Origin of the sequence: Bacillus sp. FJAT-52991 (assembly GCF_037201805.1) — a bacterium.
Taxonomy (GTDB): Bacteria; Bacillota; Bacilli; order Bacillales; family Domibacillaceae; genus Bacillus_CE; species Bacillus_CE kandeliae.
Genome location: NZ_CP147404.1, coordinates 954,603 through 969,898 on the forward strand (window position 1 = coordinate 954,603; position 15,296 = coordinate 969,898).

Consider the following 15,296-nt stretch of genomic DNA (forward strand, 5'->3'; position numbering starts at 1 on the left):
GAAACCGTTATGAATACTGGTATTCTTGGAATGGGGCGTTATGTGCCTGATAAAATCATAACTAATGCAGATTTGGAAAAAGTGATGGATACTTCAGATGAGTGGATTCGGACCCGGACTGGAATAGAAGAACGAAGAATTGCTGAAGAGGAAGAAAACACCTCTCATATGGGGGTGAAAGCAGCGAAAAAAGCGGTGGAGCAAGCTGGCATCGCTCCAGAGGAAATTGATCTAATCATAGTTGCTACGGTCACACCGGACTATTCTTTTCCTTCAGTTGCTTGCATGATTCAGGAGCAAATTGGGGCGAGAAAAGCAGCCGCCATGGATATTAGTGCAGCTTGTGCGGGCTTTATGTATGGAATTGTGACAGCTAAGCAATTTATTGACACGGGAGTTTACAAATATGTGCTCGTGGTTGGCGTCGAGAAATTATCTAGAATACTAGATTGGAACGATCGCAATACAGCTGTGCTGTTCGGTGATGGGGCAGGAGCGGCTTTACTTGGCCCAGTTTCAGAAGGGCGCGGAATTTTATCATTTGAACTGGGCGCAGATGGTTCTGGTTTCAAGCATTTATATCAAGATCAACATGTCAAAATGAACGGGCGGGAAGTATTCAAGTTTGCTGTCCGTCAAATGGGGGAATCTTGTATAAATGTTCTAGAAAAAGCGGGATTACAAAAAGAAGATGTTGATTTTCTCTTGCCGCATCAAGCAAATATTCGTATTATGGAAGCGGCGAGACAACGCTTAGATTTGCCGATAGAAAAAATGTCAGTTACCATTAATAAATATGGAAATACATCAGCAGCGTCTATTCCGCTCACTTTCGTTGAAGAATTGGAAGCTGGGAACATTAAAGATGATGATTTACTGGTCATGGTAGGATTTGGCGGCGGCTTAACCTGGGGTGCCATTGCCATGAGATGGGGACGTTAAAACGAAAACTTTTTTATGAATACATGAGGAGTGGAAACATGGAAAAACGTAGAGTAGTCATTACAGGGCTTGGTATTGTCTCTCCTGTAGGGAATTCATTAGAAGAAGCATGGGCAAATGTATTAGGTGGAGTAAGCGGTATTAAACCGTTAACACGAGTTAATCCTGACGATTATCCGGCAAAAGTAGCGGCTGAAATTAATGACTTTGATCCTGAGCAATTCATGGACAAGAAAGAAGCACGCAAAATGGACCGCTTTACTCAATTTGCTGTCGTTGCTGCGAAAATGGCCGTGAAGGATGCAGATTTAACAATTGATGAAACAAATGCTAAACGAATCGGAGTTTGGGTAGGCTCTGGTATTGGTGGAATGGAAACATTCGAAAGCCAATTTAAAACATTTTTAGAACGTGGCTATCGTCGCGTTAGTCCTTTCTTTGTGCCGATGATGATTCCAGATATGGCAGCAGGTCAAGTCTCCATTTATCTAGGTGCGAAGGGAGTCAATTCTTGTACAGTTACAGCTTGTGCAACAGGGACAAACTCCATTGGAGATGCATTTAAAGTCATTCAGCGTGGAGATGCTGATGCGATGATTACAGGTGGAAGTGAAGCACCAATTACTCAAATGTCAATGGCAGGATTTTGTGCGAACACAGCACTTTCAACCAACCCTGATCCAAAGACAGCCAGTCGTCCATTTGATGCCAATCGCGATGGATTTGTGATGGGTGAGGGAGCAGGCTTGCTTGTTCTTGAAGAACTTGAACATGCCTTAAAACGTGGGGCAAAAATTTATGCAGAAATTGTGGGTTACGGTTCAACAGGAGATGCTCATCATATTACTGCACCAGCTCCAGGTGGAGAAGGTGGAGCTAGAGCGATGCAAATCGCGATCGATGATGCAGGTGCTTCCCCTGAAGAAGTCGATTATATTAACGCTCACGGAACGAGCACACCTTACAATGATAAGTTTGAAACGATGGCCATTAAGCAAGTGTTTGGTGATCATGCCAAGAAGCTTTCCATTAGCTCGACGAAATCAATGACTGGTCATTTGCTCGGAGCTGCTGGTGGAGTAGAAGCTATTTTTACGGCGTTAGCGATTAAAAACGATATGATTCCACCAACGATTAATTATGAAACACCGGATCCAGAATGTGATCTTGACTATACACCGAACGAATCTCGGAAAAAAGAAATTCACATGGCCCTTAGCAACTCTTTAGGATTTGGTGGTCATAACGCGACTATCGCATTGCGTAAATTTAAGAAATAACGATAAAAGAGATAACTAAAAGTTTCAATTTTAGTTATCTCTTTTTTGCATGTTTTCATCAGCTAATCATACATATAGGACAAGCAGAAAAATAAATAAAGGAAGAAGCTAATGACCTTTCGTATAGCGCTCTTTTTAATCGGGTTTGGATTTGCTGTTCTCGGAGGAGTTAGCTGCATAATGTATTTAAATTTATTAACGGCTGGTTGGACGTTGAAAGAGTATCTCACCTTTATTTTGGATCGTTCAGAATGTCACTTATTCATTATTGGATTCGTATTGATGGCTATTTCCATTTATTTCCCGTCAAAGTGGAAAGTTGAGAAAATATAGACTTACAAGGAATAATATGACTTTATTTTGCCCATACTTTAAGACAAATAGATGAAGAAGTGAGGAGGGTCATTATGTTGTATCTTCATGATGTCTGGGTGAATTGGTTTGAAGGAGAGGAAAATGGTTATAATGTCTGTCATTTTCATGAGTGGCGTAAAGATGACGCTGTTGAGTTATTAGATCAGGTGCCAGTTGTATTAGTCGAAGAGCCATTATTTGATTATATTGAGAATCAATTATCTGAACTACCGAAGCAATTACTTGAAGACGTAAGAAAAAAAGCCTTTCTGCGTAGAAATCACGAACGAATTCAGCTTGAACATTGCTTTGTTGTTTCAGATGGGAAGGGGATTCTAGCGATTGACACAATGGGGTATACGATTCCTGTTAGAAAAAGTCGCCTCGTTCCTCGACAGGAACAACTTGTATACGAAATGTTCCAAGTTCATCCAGTTGAAGAGTACGAATTTGAATCCGCTTCAGAAGAAAAAGAATATCATATTTTATCTCTTGATCCGATCAGTATGAAGGGATTAACTCGTAAAGAAAGACAGTTAAAGCAATTGCTTTTTATGGCTTTAGACCAACTGTTCTTATCAAAAAATTCAGCGGAAATTCGCTATTGGTACACCGAATGGGCGCCTGATAAGTATGAGGACATTCAATCAATGGACTGTGAAGCAGTGAAGCAAGCTTTTAATCAAGAGGCAAAGACGGGTTGGTCGAAACACCACTATCGTTTATGTGAAAATCTGATTAAAGGACAAGCCTTCTTTGAAAAGCTATGGGAAGTGGAAAACGCGTCAAAAATTAATCAATCGAGCAATCAATAAACATAAAAAGACTGAATCGGCTTAGATTCAGTCTTTTTATCGGACTTCTGCTTTAGTCATCATCCAGCTCCAGTCCCCAGCGGCTAGTGGACTTTCATGCTCCTCCTTGCGATAAGTCAACATCGATTCACTGACGTTCATCGTGTTGTCGAGCGACTGAACAAGTTGGCTCTGCATTTCGTTTTCCTTTATCTCGTGCGGATCATTCCAGTCCATACGTCGCTAAACGGGTCCTTCCACTTTAGTTATTACCGTCTTTTTCTTCCTAGCCCCATAGCGTTTTCCATTTTTTTGATCATTTTTGCTGCGACTTTATTGGCCTTTTCTGCACCTTCATCAAGGATGCGGTCGAGTTCTTCAGAATCAATTAATTCATAATAACGCTTTTGAATCGGTTCAAGATGGCGAACGACGACTTCGGCTAAATCGCCTTTAAATTCTCCGTAGCCTTTGCCTTCATAGCGTTGTTCAAGTTCCTCGATAGAAACTTGTTCTAAAACGGAATAAATCGAAAGTAAATTAGACACACCTGGCTTGTTTTCTTTATCAAACTTGACGACGCCTTCTGAATCAGTGACGGCACTTTTAATTTTCTTTTCGATTTGCTTTGGTTCATCTAACAGAGTAATAAACGCTTTAGAGTTAGGATCTGATTTGCTCATTTTTTTCATTGGATCTTGAAGGGACATCACGCGCGCTCCTGATTTTGGAATGCGTACTTCAGGAATGGTGAAAATGTCATTGTACTTGCGGTTAAATCTCTCAGCCAAATCACGAGTGAGCTCAAGATGCTGCTTCTGATCTTCACCAACAGGAACTAAATGTGTGTTATACAATAAAATATCAGCAGCCATCAACGGAGGGTAAGTCAATAAACCAGCCGCAACCGCTTCTTTTCCTGATGATTTATCTTTAAATTGTGTCATACGCTCAAGCTCACCGATATAAGCCACGCATTGAAGCATCCAACCAGCTTGAGCATGAGCAGGAACCTCCGATTGAATAAATAACGTCGCTTTCTCTGGATCAATGCCCACTGCAAGGTAAAGAGCCGCTAAGCTACGAATATTTTTGCGAAGCTGCAACCTGTCTTGCGGGACAGTAATCGCATGTTGATCAACGATACAGAAGTAACAATTATAATCATCCTGTAGTTCCGTAAATTGCTTCATCGCTCCAATGTAATTTCCTAATGTAATCGTGCCACTCGGCTGAATACCTGAAAAAATATTTTCCATCATCCATTCTCTCCTTAATTTAAGTAGTTAAAAATAAACATAAAAAAACCATCCATCCCAAAATAGGGACGAATGGTTGTATCCGCGGTGCCACCCTAAGTTGCTTAGCTGACGACTAAGCCTCTTTAGCCATTTAACGCATGGGGTACGCCATTTTGCTACTATATGAGTTCGCAAATGGAGCATCGAAAGCCCATTCCAACCAGTTTGGCTACCTGCTCACACCTACGCAGGCTCTCTGATAACCAACTTCTGTTTGTACTCTTCTTTCTTATACGCTTCAAGTATATGTGACCCGATTATAAATTAAACCAAAAATAGAGTCAAGGGAATAGATGGTTTAGCTAATGATAAACGCAATGATCAATGTAGCAAGAGCAATAACTCCTCCACCAGCCAAAAGCGGATAAGTCCAAGTAAACACTCTCTGTTTAGGATATTCTTCATAAATTTCTTTTGTATCATCTAAATGATCAAAGCTAGCTATATATTCGCCTTCCTTCGATGATTTTCTCAATTTTTTAAAGCTATAACGGATCCCATTAAAGAAGCCGCCTTCAATCACAAATAAGCTAGCCCCCACTGTCAAACTTATAAGTGAAAAAAAGAAAGAGTAATCTATCAGGCTTTTAAAGAAATGTGCTGAAAATAAGGAGAACAATATAGAAAAAATAATATTTATGCCAATACTGATAAAGAATAACCGAAGAAACTTTGTCAAAGTAGTCACCCATTTCCTTTCCGCATAAACCAAAAGAATTATAACGAAAAGCAGACAGTTATTCAACTTTATATAGAGAAGGGCTAATAAGTATCATTGTGTATGTTTAAAAATTACTATATACATAAAATAATATTAAAAAGGGAATATTAGGAATAAATTAAATATGAAAGCGCTTTAACGCGGTGAATAGTTATTCAGTTAAAATGGAAACCTTATTCCAATGAGGGGGTGACGAAAAATAAGAAATGTATTGAATTGTGACAACAATGTGAATAAAATATAAAATAATTATTGCAAAAAAGTTAAGATTGTTTATAATTAGTTATGAAATCTTCTGAATAATCAGGAAGATATTATCATTGAGGGGGGTTACTAGATGAAAAAGAAAAGCACAGCTCTCTTTCTTGTGCTTCTGCTCGCAATGAGCACTTTTCTAGCTGCTTGTGGCGGCGGTGAAAAGAAAGAAAGTGGAGAAGGAGACAAAACGACTAGTAAGAACAAAAATGTATTAAATTTAACAACAACACAAGATATTCCTTCGATGGACGCCAGCATTGCAACGGATGCTGTTTCTTTTGAAGTCCTTAATAACACGATGGAAGGTCTTTATCGTTTAGGAGAAAATGACCAAGCGGTTGAAGGGATCGCACAAGGCGAGCCAACAATTAGCGAAGACGGTAAAACATGGACGTTTAAATTAAGAGATGCGAAATGGTCAAACGGTGATCCAGTAACCGCACATGATTTCGTATATTCTTGGAGACGTGCATTAAATCCAGATACAGCAGCTGAGTATGCATATATCATGTATGATATTAAAAATGCTCAAGCGGTGAATGAGAAGAAAATGAAGCCTGAAGAGCTTGGTGTGAAAGCACTAGATGAGAAAACATTAGAGGTTCAATTGGAAAATCCAGTTCCTTACTTTAAAGAATTAACAGCTTTCGGAACATTTATGCCACTAAATGAAAAATTCGTGACTGAACAAGGAGAGAAATTTGGTATAGAAGCGGATACAACCTTGTATAATGGTCCATTTACACTTTCTGAGTGGAAGCAAGAGGATAAGTATGTCATGAAGAAAAACCCAGAGTATTGGGATGCAGAAACAGTAAAGCTTGAAGAGATTCATACAAAAGTAGTTAAAGATGTACAAGCAGAGGTGAACTTGTTCGAGAGTGGAGATGCAGACCGGATTATTTTAGCATCTGAGTTTGTCGACAAGTATAAAGACAGAGAAGAATTCTTTACATTTGATCAAGCTTCTACATTCTTCCTACGTTTAAATCAAACGTCTAATGAGGTATTGAAAAATGTGGATGCTCGTAAAGCGATCGCAATGGGCTTTGATAAAACGGGTGTAACAGATGTTATTTTAAATAACGGTTCGAAACCGGCAGATTACTTTGTACCAGCAAACTTTGTTAAAGGTCCAGACGGCAAAGACTTCCGTGAAACTGCAGGAACATACTTACAAACAGATATTAAAAAAGCACAAAAACACTGGAAAGCAGCGAAAAAAGCGCTTGGCCAAGATCAAATTACTTTAGAATTATTAACTTATGATGATGATACGTCTAAAAAACTTGCAGAATATCTTAAAGAACAGCTTGAAACGAATTTAGAAGGCTTAACAGTGAACATTAAGCTACAACCATTTAAGCAAAAGCTTGAGCTGGAAACAAATATGGATTATGACTTCTCGATTGGTGGTTGGGGGCCAGATTACCTTGATCCAATGACATTCCTTGATATGTTTGTGACAGGCGGTGCTCATAATCAACAAGGTTATTCAAATCCAGAATACGATAAATTGATTAAAGAAGCAAAAACTACGCTTATTATGGAACCAGAAAAACGTTGGGATAATTTAGTGAAGGCTGAAAAAATCTTATTAGAAGAGGACGCAGCGATCGCTCCAATTTATCAAAGATCACGTGCTTACTTACAACGTACGAATGTAAAAGGTATTTTACTCCACAATGCTGGTGGAGATTACTCTTACAAATGGGCGGAAATTCAGTAAGAATGTTCCCATAATAAAAGGAGGGTGTATGCTTTGTCAAAAAGCATATACTCTCCTTTTTCCCTAATTAGGCGAAAATAGTCAGAATTTACAGAAATTTATTTATATTAAAAAGTAAAGGAGGGGTAAAAAGTGTTAAAATACACGCTTAAACGTTTATTTTATATGCTTATCACTTTGTTAATTATTGCAACGGTCACTTTCTTCTTAATGAAACTTCTTCCTGGGTCTCCATTAACAAATCAAGAAAAACTTACTCCTGAGCAAGAAGAAATTATTCTTGAGAAATATGGACTCAACGATCCTCTTCCAGTTCAATATGTGAACTATATGACAGGCTTATTCCAAGGAGATTTAGGTTTGTCTTTCCAATATGACAACCGTCCCGTGTCAACGATGGTTGCTGAACGTATTGGCCCTTCCGCGTTACTAGGTTTCCAGGCAATCGTTTTAGGAACAATAGTCGGTATGGTTTTAGGTTTGTTAGCGGCATTAAAGCATAATACGGCAGTTGATTATGTAGCAACCACTCTTTCTGTTCTAGGTATTTCGATTCCATCCTTTGTGTTTGCTGGTTTTTTACAATATTATCTTGCTGTTCAATTCGATTTATTCCCTGTTCTAGGGTGGGAAGGGTTTTCTTATTCAGTACTGCCAACCATCGCGTTATCGGTCTTTGTTATTGCTACCGTTGCTCGATATATGCGTTCTGAATTGTTAGAAATATTAAACTCTGATTATATTATGCTTGCTCGTGCGAAGGGAATTAGCTCGACTGGAATTATGGTAAAGCATGCCTTGCGTAATGCACTTATTCCAATCATCACCTTACTTGGTCCGCTAGCTGTAAATATTATGACAGGTTCACTCGTAATTGAACGAATTTTTGGTATTCCAGGTCTAGGCGATCAATTTGTTCGTTCGATTTTGACGAATGATTTTACGGTCATTATGGGGATAACTCTTTTCTATAGTGCTTTATTTATTTTTGTCATCTTTGTTGTTGATATTCTATATGGAGTGATTGATCCACGTATTCGTATAAGTGGAGGGAAGAAATGATGAACATGGATAAGTTACAGACAAACGAACAATTTTCTAAAGACCTTTTCCAACCAGCGGATAGACGTGAGAATGAAGCTGAGCAAATTAGCCGACCAAGCTTGAATTTTTGGCAGGATGCTTGGTTGAGATTAAAAGGGAATAAAGGCGCTATTGTTGGTCTTATATTAATTATTTTTATTTCATTTATGGCCATTTTTGGACCTTCGATGAATGAATACACATATAAACAACAAAATATCGCTCATGCGAAGCTACCACCGAAAGTACCAGGACTTGAGAATATTAGTTGGTTACCGTTTGATGGAAAAGATAAAGACGGTTTTGATATGTATGAAGCAAAAAATGTAAAAGAATATTATTGGTTTGGAACGGATGACTTAGGTCGCGATTTATGGACAAGAACTTGGTACGGAACACGTATTTCCATTTATATCGGAATACTTGCAGCTGTCATCGATTTTATTATCGGGATTGCTTACGGAGGTATTTCTGGTTTTTACGGTGGCCGAGTTGACAGCATCATGCAGCGAATTATTGAAATCTTAATTGGGATTCCTCATCTAATCGTTGTCATTTTGTTTATCCTTGTTTTTGAACCAGGTATTTTCTCCATTACAATGGCGATGGTTATTACCGGTTGGGTTAGTATGGCAAGGATCGTTCGTGGACAATTTTTAAAATTAAGAAACCAAGAGTTTGTGTTAGCTTCACGTACGCTCGGTGCTTCAAATAGTCGTTTAATATGGAAGCACTTAATGCCAAATGTGATGGGACCGATTATCGTAACGACGATGTTTACGATTCCAAGTGCCATTTTTACAGAGGCGTTCTTAAGTTTTATTGGTTTAGGGATTCGTCCGCCAGAAGCTTCCCTTGGGTCACTAATTAATGATGGATTTAAATCATTGCAAACGTATCCGCATATGTTAATTATTCCATCGATTATCATCAGTATGTTAATTTTAAGTTTTAACTTGCTTGCTGATGGATTGAGAGATGCATTTGATCCAAAAATGCGTAAATAGATAGAAGGAAAGGAGAAAACAACAATGGATAAAGTACTTGATGTGAAAAATTTGCATGTCTCCTTTGATACGCATGCGGGCGAAGTAAAAGCAGTGCGTGGAGTGGATTTCCATTTAATGAAAGGGGAAACGCTTGCGATCGTAGGAGAATCGGGTTCAGGAAAATCTGTCACGACGAAAACATTAATGAGATTAATTCCGAACCCTCCAGGACGTATTAAAGAAGGGCAGATGCTATTTGAAGGCAAAGATTTAGTCAAACTGTCTGAAAAGGAAATGGAAAAAATACGAGGAAAAGAAATTTCGATGATTTTCCAAGATCCGATGACTTCGTTGAATCCAACCATGACAATCGGAAAACAAGTGATGGAGCCGCTGATTAAACATCAAAATATGAGCAAAGATGCAGCAAGAAAACGAGCGGTTGAGCTATTAAGTCTTGTTGGGCTTCCAAATCCTGAGGAACGAGTGAAGCAATATCCACATCAATTCTCTGGAGGTCAGCGCCAACGTGTCGTGATTGCGATTGCTCTAGCTTGTAATCCGAAAATTTTAATTGCAGATGAACCGACAACGGCTCTTGACGTAACGATTCAGGCACAAATTTTAGAACTAATGAAAGATTTGCAGAAAAAAATTGATACATCGATTATTTTTATCACTCATGATCTTGGTGTTGTGGCCAATGTAGCTGATCGAGTAGCGGTGATGTACGGTGGCCAAATTGTGGAAACAGGAACGGTAGATGAAATATTTTACGACCCGCGTCATCCATATACATGGGGATTACTTTCTTCTATGCCGAGCTTGGAGGCGTCGGAAGAAATCGAACTGTATGCTATTCCGGGGAGTCCGCCAGATTTGCTGAACCCGCCTAAAGGGGATGCGTTTGCACTTCGAAGTGAATATGCATTGAAGATTGACTTTGAGAAAGAACCACCGATTTATCAGGTGTCTGATACTCATTTTGTGAAATCATGGTTGCTTCATCCCGAGGCACCTGCAGTTGAACCTCCTGCAATGGTTCAACAACAAAAGCGTCCAATGCCGAGCAATTATGACAAGCCTGTATTGTTTGAGGAGGCGCGCTAAGATGGCTGAAAAATTATTAGAAATTAAAAATCTAAAGCAATACTTTAACGAAGGCAAGCCGAATATGGTGAAAGCGGTAGACGATATTTCATTTGATATTTATCGTGGCGAAACATTAGGTTTAGTAGGAGAATCGGGTTGTGGGAAATCAACGACTGGCCGCACGATCATTCGTCTGTATGACGCCACTGATGGTCAAGTGCTGTTTGATGGTAAAGATGTTCACGGCAAAAAATCTAAATCCGAGTTAAAGCAATTTAATCGAAAAATGCAAATGATTTTCCAAGACCCATATGCCTCGCTTAACCCGCGAATGAAGGTAGCAGATATTATTGCCGAGGGTATCGATATTCATGGATTAGCGAAATCGAAAAAAGAGCGTATGGAAAAAGTGTATGAACTGCTTGAAACGGTCGGATTGAATCGCGAACATGCCAACCGTTATCCGCACGAGTTTTCCGGAGGTCAGCGCCAGCGTTTAGGGATCGCCCGTGCACTTGCCGTTGAACCTGATTTTATCATTGCCGATGAACCAATCTCAGCACTGGATGTATCGATTCAAGCGCAAGTCGTGAACCTTTTGCAAAAGCTTCAAAAAGAAAAAGGATTAACGTACTTATTTATTGCCCATGATTTATCAATGGTGAAATATATTAGCGATCGTATTGGTGTCATGTACTTCGGTAAGCTAGTGGAGCTTGCACCGAGTGATGTATTATATGAAAAACCGCTTCACCCTTACACGAAATCTCTTCTCTCAGCGATTCCATTGCCAGATCCAGACTATGAGAGAAATAGAGTAAGAAAAACGTACAATTCGAGCATGCATCAGTATACAGAAGCAGATGATGTTCAAATGCGAGAAATTTCGCCTGGTCACTTTGTTTATTGCTCAGAAAAAGAAATGAAGACGTATCAAGAAGCATATAAATAAGACATGTTCGTAAGGGGACTGACTTCCGAAACAGGAAGCAGTCCCTTTTTTAGCGAAAAAAATCAATAAATACGTTTATTTATCTTATGCATGGGAAAAGATACACATGATATCATCTCCTTTACACCGCTACACTTCATCTTTAAACCAATTACAAGTGATACAGTCCACAGCCCATTATGAAGAACTATTTTCTATGACAGTAAGGCTTGATTAAGTCGAAAAAGGAGAGAGTTATATTTTATGCATTGGTATGAAAAATTAAATCAATATTTTCCGATTGAAGAAATGAAATCAAAGGAGCATATGGAAATACTATTAAAAGAACGTGGAGACATTTATCATAAAGACGAAGGGCCCAACCATGTCCTCATTTATGTGGAGTTCGATAAGTTTGTCTTTGTTGATTATTTATTTGTTTCTAAAAATACGCGTGGTCAAGGGCGCGGTCATCAATTAATTGACAAGCTAAAAAGTAAGGGGAAGCCGATTATATTAGAGGTGGAACCGATCAACTATGAAGATACCGATACAGAGAAACGGTTGAAGTTTTATGCTCGAGAAGGGTTTGAACATGCTACAAGTATCGGATACCGTCGACGCTCTTTGGCGACAAACGAAGTGAATAATATGGAGATTCTTTATTGGTCACCAACACATGAATCTGAAGAAATGATCTATGAAGGAATGGTAAAAACATATCGCCTCATTCATAAATATAAAGACGAGGAAATATATGGTGAACCATTTGATCCGGTTCATGAAGTGTTATCTTTAGAAGAAGAGGAGAAAGATGATATATTAAAAAAATGAATCGCTAGGAAGAAATTTGATGAAATAAGCAAAATGATTGTATAAAAGTTTAAAGTTTTTACGTATAGGGTATATAAATATAAATTCTGTTGAAGATTAGGCCATTCATTTTTTAAAAATATTACAAAGTAATGAAAAGTATATTCAACAACCTTTTGTTCGTGGTATAATACATATTGTAGCCTCAATTGAAGATTTTATATCGAAATCTTTATGAAAGAAGATTCCTCATGAAAAACAACTGGTATTATATTTTATTTTAAGGAGTGTGATTGAGGAATGGTTACTCTATATACATCACCTAGTTGTACTTCATGCCGTAAAGCGAAAGCTTGGTTAGAAGAACATGAAATTCCTTACGTTGAAAGAAATATTTTTTCCGAGCCTTTGAGCATCGAAGAAATTAAAGGAATATTAAGAATGACTGAAGATGGCACGGACGAAATCATTTCGACTCGCTCAAAGATCTTTCAAAAATTAAATGTAGATCTTGAGATGTTGCCACTGCAAGATTTGTTTGAATTAATTCAAAATAATCCCGGATTGCTACGCCGTCCGATTATTATGGATGAAAAACGATTGCAAGTCGGCTATAACGAAGACGAAATTCGTCGTTTCCTTCCAAGAAAAGTCCGCACATTTCAACTTTTGGAAGCTCAGCGGTTGGTCAACTAACATGTATAAAACCCCCCATACGATTGTGTGGGGGTTTTTATTTTTGGCATTCTCTCTTGAAATAATGAAAAGATTCAGATAGAATTGCCACACACCGATATTTTTTCTAATCTTTATATTTTCTTTTATGGCTCTTTTGTCATACAATAATTATAAGGTGAATGTATATCACTAGGGCATTGTGGGAAATGCCTAATAACAAGGGGAAACCCTCAAGTACCCTTAGACGGAAGGGAGAGGTAGTTATGGAAATCGAGCGCATTAATGACCACACAGTTAAGTTCTACATTTCTTACATTGATATAGAGGAGAGAGGCTTTGATCGCGATGAGATTTGGTATAATCGTGATCGCAGTGAAGAGCTTTTTTGGGATATGATGGAGGAAATTCATGACGAAGAAGGATTTACTGTCGATGGGCCGTTATGGATTCAAGTTCAGGCCTTAGATAAGGGATTGGAAATTTTAGTCACTCGAGCTAATTTAACAAAAGATGGACAGCGTATTGAACTGCCGCTTCCTGGAGACAAATATCGGGACTTTCCGGTAGACGACCGTCTTGAAGAGTTTTTAGATGAACACTTTACTGTCAACGAAGAAGAAGTAGAAGAGACAGCTTTAGAGTTTCTACTTGTATTTAACGACTTTGAAGACATCATTCAGCTAAGTAAACGTTCGGATTTAGATGATCTCTTCACGCAGCTATACTCTTTAGATAACAAATATTATTTGTATGTAGAATTTGATGAAGAAGAGTTTGGTGAAGAGGATATTGAAGATACACTAAGTATTCTTTTAGAATACACTCATGAATCGGGAATGACTGTCCATAGACTTCAAGAGTACGGAACATGCGTGATGGAAGAAAATGTATTTCAAACTGTCCGTCAATACTTTGATTAATACATTCGCTGATTTCAATTTGAAATCAGCGTTTTTTAATGTGCGTGGTATGAGGCAAAAGCTTTGCGCTTCGAAGGCAGCGGTAGCGGTTCACACAAAAATAGGAAAGATGTACGCGAATCATCGGTGAAAAAACGCCAAAAATTGACCCGAGCTCAGATGAAATCTTTAAAGGAATTTGCCAGCAAAAGTCGAATATCAATCTAAGAAAGGAGTGAAAACATGCTTGTTGCGTTAGATTCAAATGGAAAACCGGTGAACCTTGCACTTAAACGGTCGCAAGAGCAATTGGCTCCGTTAAGAAAATCCTCTTATTATTGTCCTCAATGTCGCCGCCAAGTTATTTTTAAAGCGGGAGCGATCAAAATTCCTCATTTTGCTCACAAACACACCTCTACTTGTTTTTCTTTTTCCGAAAGTGAATCAGAGCGTCATTTGAAAGGAAAAGCTGATTTGTATGCTTGGATGAGTAATTACAGTATAGCGAAGATTGAACCCTTTTTGTCGCCGCTATCTCAACGGCCAGACATATTGGCAGCTAATAAAATCGCGGTTGAATTTCAATGCTCCTCGCTCACTACACAATTATTTGTAGAGAGGACAAACGGGTATATTCAACATGGCTATTTCCCTTTTTGGATATACGGAGGTCCTGCTATTGCTAGGCAAGGAGAGTACTTCAAGTTTACAGCTTTCCATCGGTTGTTCTTTCAATATTCCGATGTCTTTGGATTTTGGTTCCTTGCATATTGTCCGGAGAAAGAAGTATGTACTTTTTATTCGCGACTTACTCCTTTTACCTCCTCATTGTATAAGGCTTCTGTACAAAACATTCCGCTTTCCCGCTTATCTTTCCCTCCTTTATTTTCTAAACAGCAATCGATTCCAAGATTTTCCTTCGCTCATTGGCTAAAGCAAAAGCACCAATGGGTTCACAAACAACTCTATTTTCAACAAGGAAAATATCATCCTTTTTTGAGCGACGTGTATGAGTCAGGTAATAATCCCTTTCTATTGCCTGAATGGGTTGGAATTCCGGTTCGGCATATGGCGCTTTTCAAAAGTCATCCACTGGAGTGGCAGTTTTATTTATGGAAAGAGGGGCTTTTGCATACAATAGAGGAAGCAGTAGCATGTTTAGAAAAATATGTGGAAAAAGGGAGACTGCAGCTGAATGTATTTCCGCTCATTCAGTCGCCGAACTTGTATCAGTTAGTAGAAGAATATTTGGCTCTTATACAAACAGCTAGCCCTGAAAGTCTCAAAAGTAGTTCTCATACGTATAAACAAATGGAAAGAGAAAAAAGGTTTAGCGCACAATATGAAGAATTGATTATTAGTCGGCTTTTTCTTTGAATTTCGGTAGGCGAAATACTATGATAAAGTAGTGAAATAGTAGATGTAGGAGGGG

General features: G+C 38.6%; 16 protein-coding genes and 1 other annotated feature. Of the genes, 13 read left to right on the forward strand and 3 right to left on the reverse strand.

The window, feature by feature from the left end:
• Positions 1-9 precede the first annotated feature (9 nt).
• The 4 genes from WDJ61_RS04980 to WDJ61_RS04995 all read left to right on the forward strand — a co-directional run bounded on the left by WDJ61_RS04980 (position 10) and on the right by WDJ61_RS04995 (position 3,391).
• Positions 10-942 (forward strand): beta-ketoacyl-ACP synthase III, encoded by a 933-nt coding sequence (locus WDJ61_RS04980; RefSeq protein WP_338753553.1) that lies wholly within the window; start codon positions 10-12, stop codon positions 940-942.
• 38 nt (positions 943-980) lie between these two features.
• Positions 981-2,222: a beta-ketoacyl-ACP synthase II gene (gene fabF / locus WDJ61_RS04985; protein WP_338753554.1), complete on the forward strand. Its 1,242-nt coding sequence runs from the start codon at positions 981-983 to the stop codon at positions 2,220-2,222.
• A gap of 111 nt (positions 2,223-2,333) precedes the next feature.
• A complete protein-coding gene (locus tag WDJ61_RS04990) occupies positions 2,334-2,555 on the forward strand; it encodes a hypothetical protein (RefSeq protein WP_338753556.1) in 222 nt (73 codons plus the stop codon).
• Between the two features lie 74 nt (positions 2,556-2,629).
• Entirely contained in the window at positions 2,630-3,391 is a 762-nt protein-coding gene (locus WDJ61_RS04995) for a YjbA family protein (RefSeq protein WP_338753558.1), read from the forward strand.
• Positions 3,392-3,427: 36 nt separating this feature from the next.
• Here WDJ61_RS04995 and WDJ61_RS05000 read toward each other — a convergent pair whose 3' ends face one another.
• The 3 genes from WDJ61_RS05000 to WDJ61_RS05010 all read right to left on the reverse strand — a co-directional run bounded on the left by WDJ61_RS05000 (position 3,428) and on the right by WDJ61_RS05010 (position 5,359).
• Complete coding sequence (locus WDJ61_RS05000; protein WP_338753559.1) at positions 3,428-3,568, reverse strand: hypothetical protein; 141 nt, start codon at positions 3,566-3,568, stop codon at positions 3,428-3,430.
• A gap of 71 nt (positions 3,569-3,639) precedes the next feature.
• Positions 3,640-4,632, reverse strand: a complete 993-nt coding sequence (gene trpS, locus WDJ61_RS05005; protein WP_338753561.1) for a tryptophan--tRNA ligase — start codon at positions 4,630-4,632, stop codon at positions 3,640-3,642.
• A gap of 58 nt (positions 4,633-4,690) precedes the next feature.
• Positions 4,691-4,913 (reverse strand) — a binding site (T-box leader).
• Positions 4,914-4,969: 56 nt separating this feature from the next.
• On the reverse strand, positions 4,970-5,359 hold the full coding sequence (locus WDJ61_RS05010) for a DUF3899 domain-containing protein (RefSeq protein ID WP_338753562.1): 390 nt from the start codon (positions 5,357-5,359) through the stop codon (positions 4,970-4,972).
• 370 nt (positions 5,360-5,729) lie between these two features.
• Here WDJ61_RS05010 and WDJ61_RS05015 point away from each other — a divergent pair, with 370 nt between their 5' ends.
• From WDJ61_RS05015 to WDJ61_RS05055, 9 genes are all read left to right on the forward strand, one after another.
• Positions 5,730-7,379, forward strand: coding sequence for a peptide ABC transporter substrate-binding protein (locus WDJ61_RS05015; RefSeq protein ID WP_338753563.1), 1,650 nt, complete (start codon positions 5,730-5,732; stop codon positions 7,377-7,379).
• A 132-nt stretch (positions 7,380-7,511) separates the two neighbouring features.
• Positions 7,512-8,441 (forward strand): oligopeptide ABC transporter permease, encoded by a 930-nt coding sequence (gene opp3b / locus WDJ61_RS05020; RefSeq protein ID WP_338753564.1) that lies wholly within the window; start codon positions 7,512-7,514, stop codon positions 8,439-8,441.
• A 5-nt stretch (positions 8,442-8,446) separates the two neighbouring features.
• Positions 8,447-9,469, forward strand: a complete 1,023-nt coding sequence (gene opp3C / locus WDJ61_RS05025) for an oligopeptide ABC transporter permease (protein WP_338754720.1) — start codon at positions 8,447-8,449, stop codon at positions 9,467-9,469.
• A gap of 24 nt (positions 9,470-9,493) precedes the next feature.
• On the forward strand, positions 9,494-10,561 hold the full coding sequence (locus tag WDJ61_RS05030) for an ABC transporter ATP-binding protein (RefSeq protein WP_338753565.1): 1,068 nt from the start codon (positions 9,494-9,496) through the stop codon (positions 10,559-10,561).
• A gap of 1 nt (position 10,562) precedes the next feature.
• Positions 10,563-11,495, forward strand: coding sequence for an ABC transporter ATP-binding protein (locus tag WDJ61_RS05035; RefSeq protein ID WP_338753567.1), 933 nt, complete (start codon positions 10,563-10,565; stop codon positions 11,493-11,495).
• Positions 11,496-11,738: 243 nt separating this feature from the next.
• Complete coding sequence (locus WDJ61_RS05040) at positions 11,739-12,308, forward strand: GNAT family N-acetyltransferase (protein WP_338753568.1); 570 nt, start codon at positions 11,739-11,741, stop codon at positions 12,306-12,308.
• Positions 12,309-12,587: 279 nt separating this feature from the next.
• A complete protein-coding gene (gene spxA / locus WDJ61_RS05045; protein ID WP_095479844.1) occupies positions 12,588-12,983 on the forward strand; it encodes a transcriptional regulator SpxA in 396 nt (131 codons plus the stop codon).
• Between the two features lie 245 nt (positions 12,984-13,228).
• A complete protein-coding gene (gene mecA / locus WDJ61_RS05050) occupies positions 13,229-13,885 on the forward strand; it encodes an adaptor protein MecA (RefSeq protein WP_338753570.1) in 657 nt (218 codons plus the stop codon).
• 222 nt (positions 13,886-14,107) lie between these two features.
• Entirely contained in the window at positions 14,108-15,241 is a 1,134-nt protein-coding gene (locus WDJ61_RS05055; RefSeq protein ID WP_338753572.1) for a competence protein CoiA, read from the forward strand.
• Positions 15,242-15,296 lie beyond the last annotated feature (55 nt).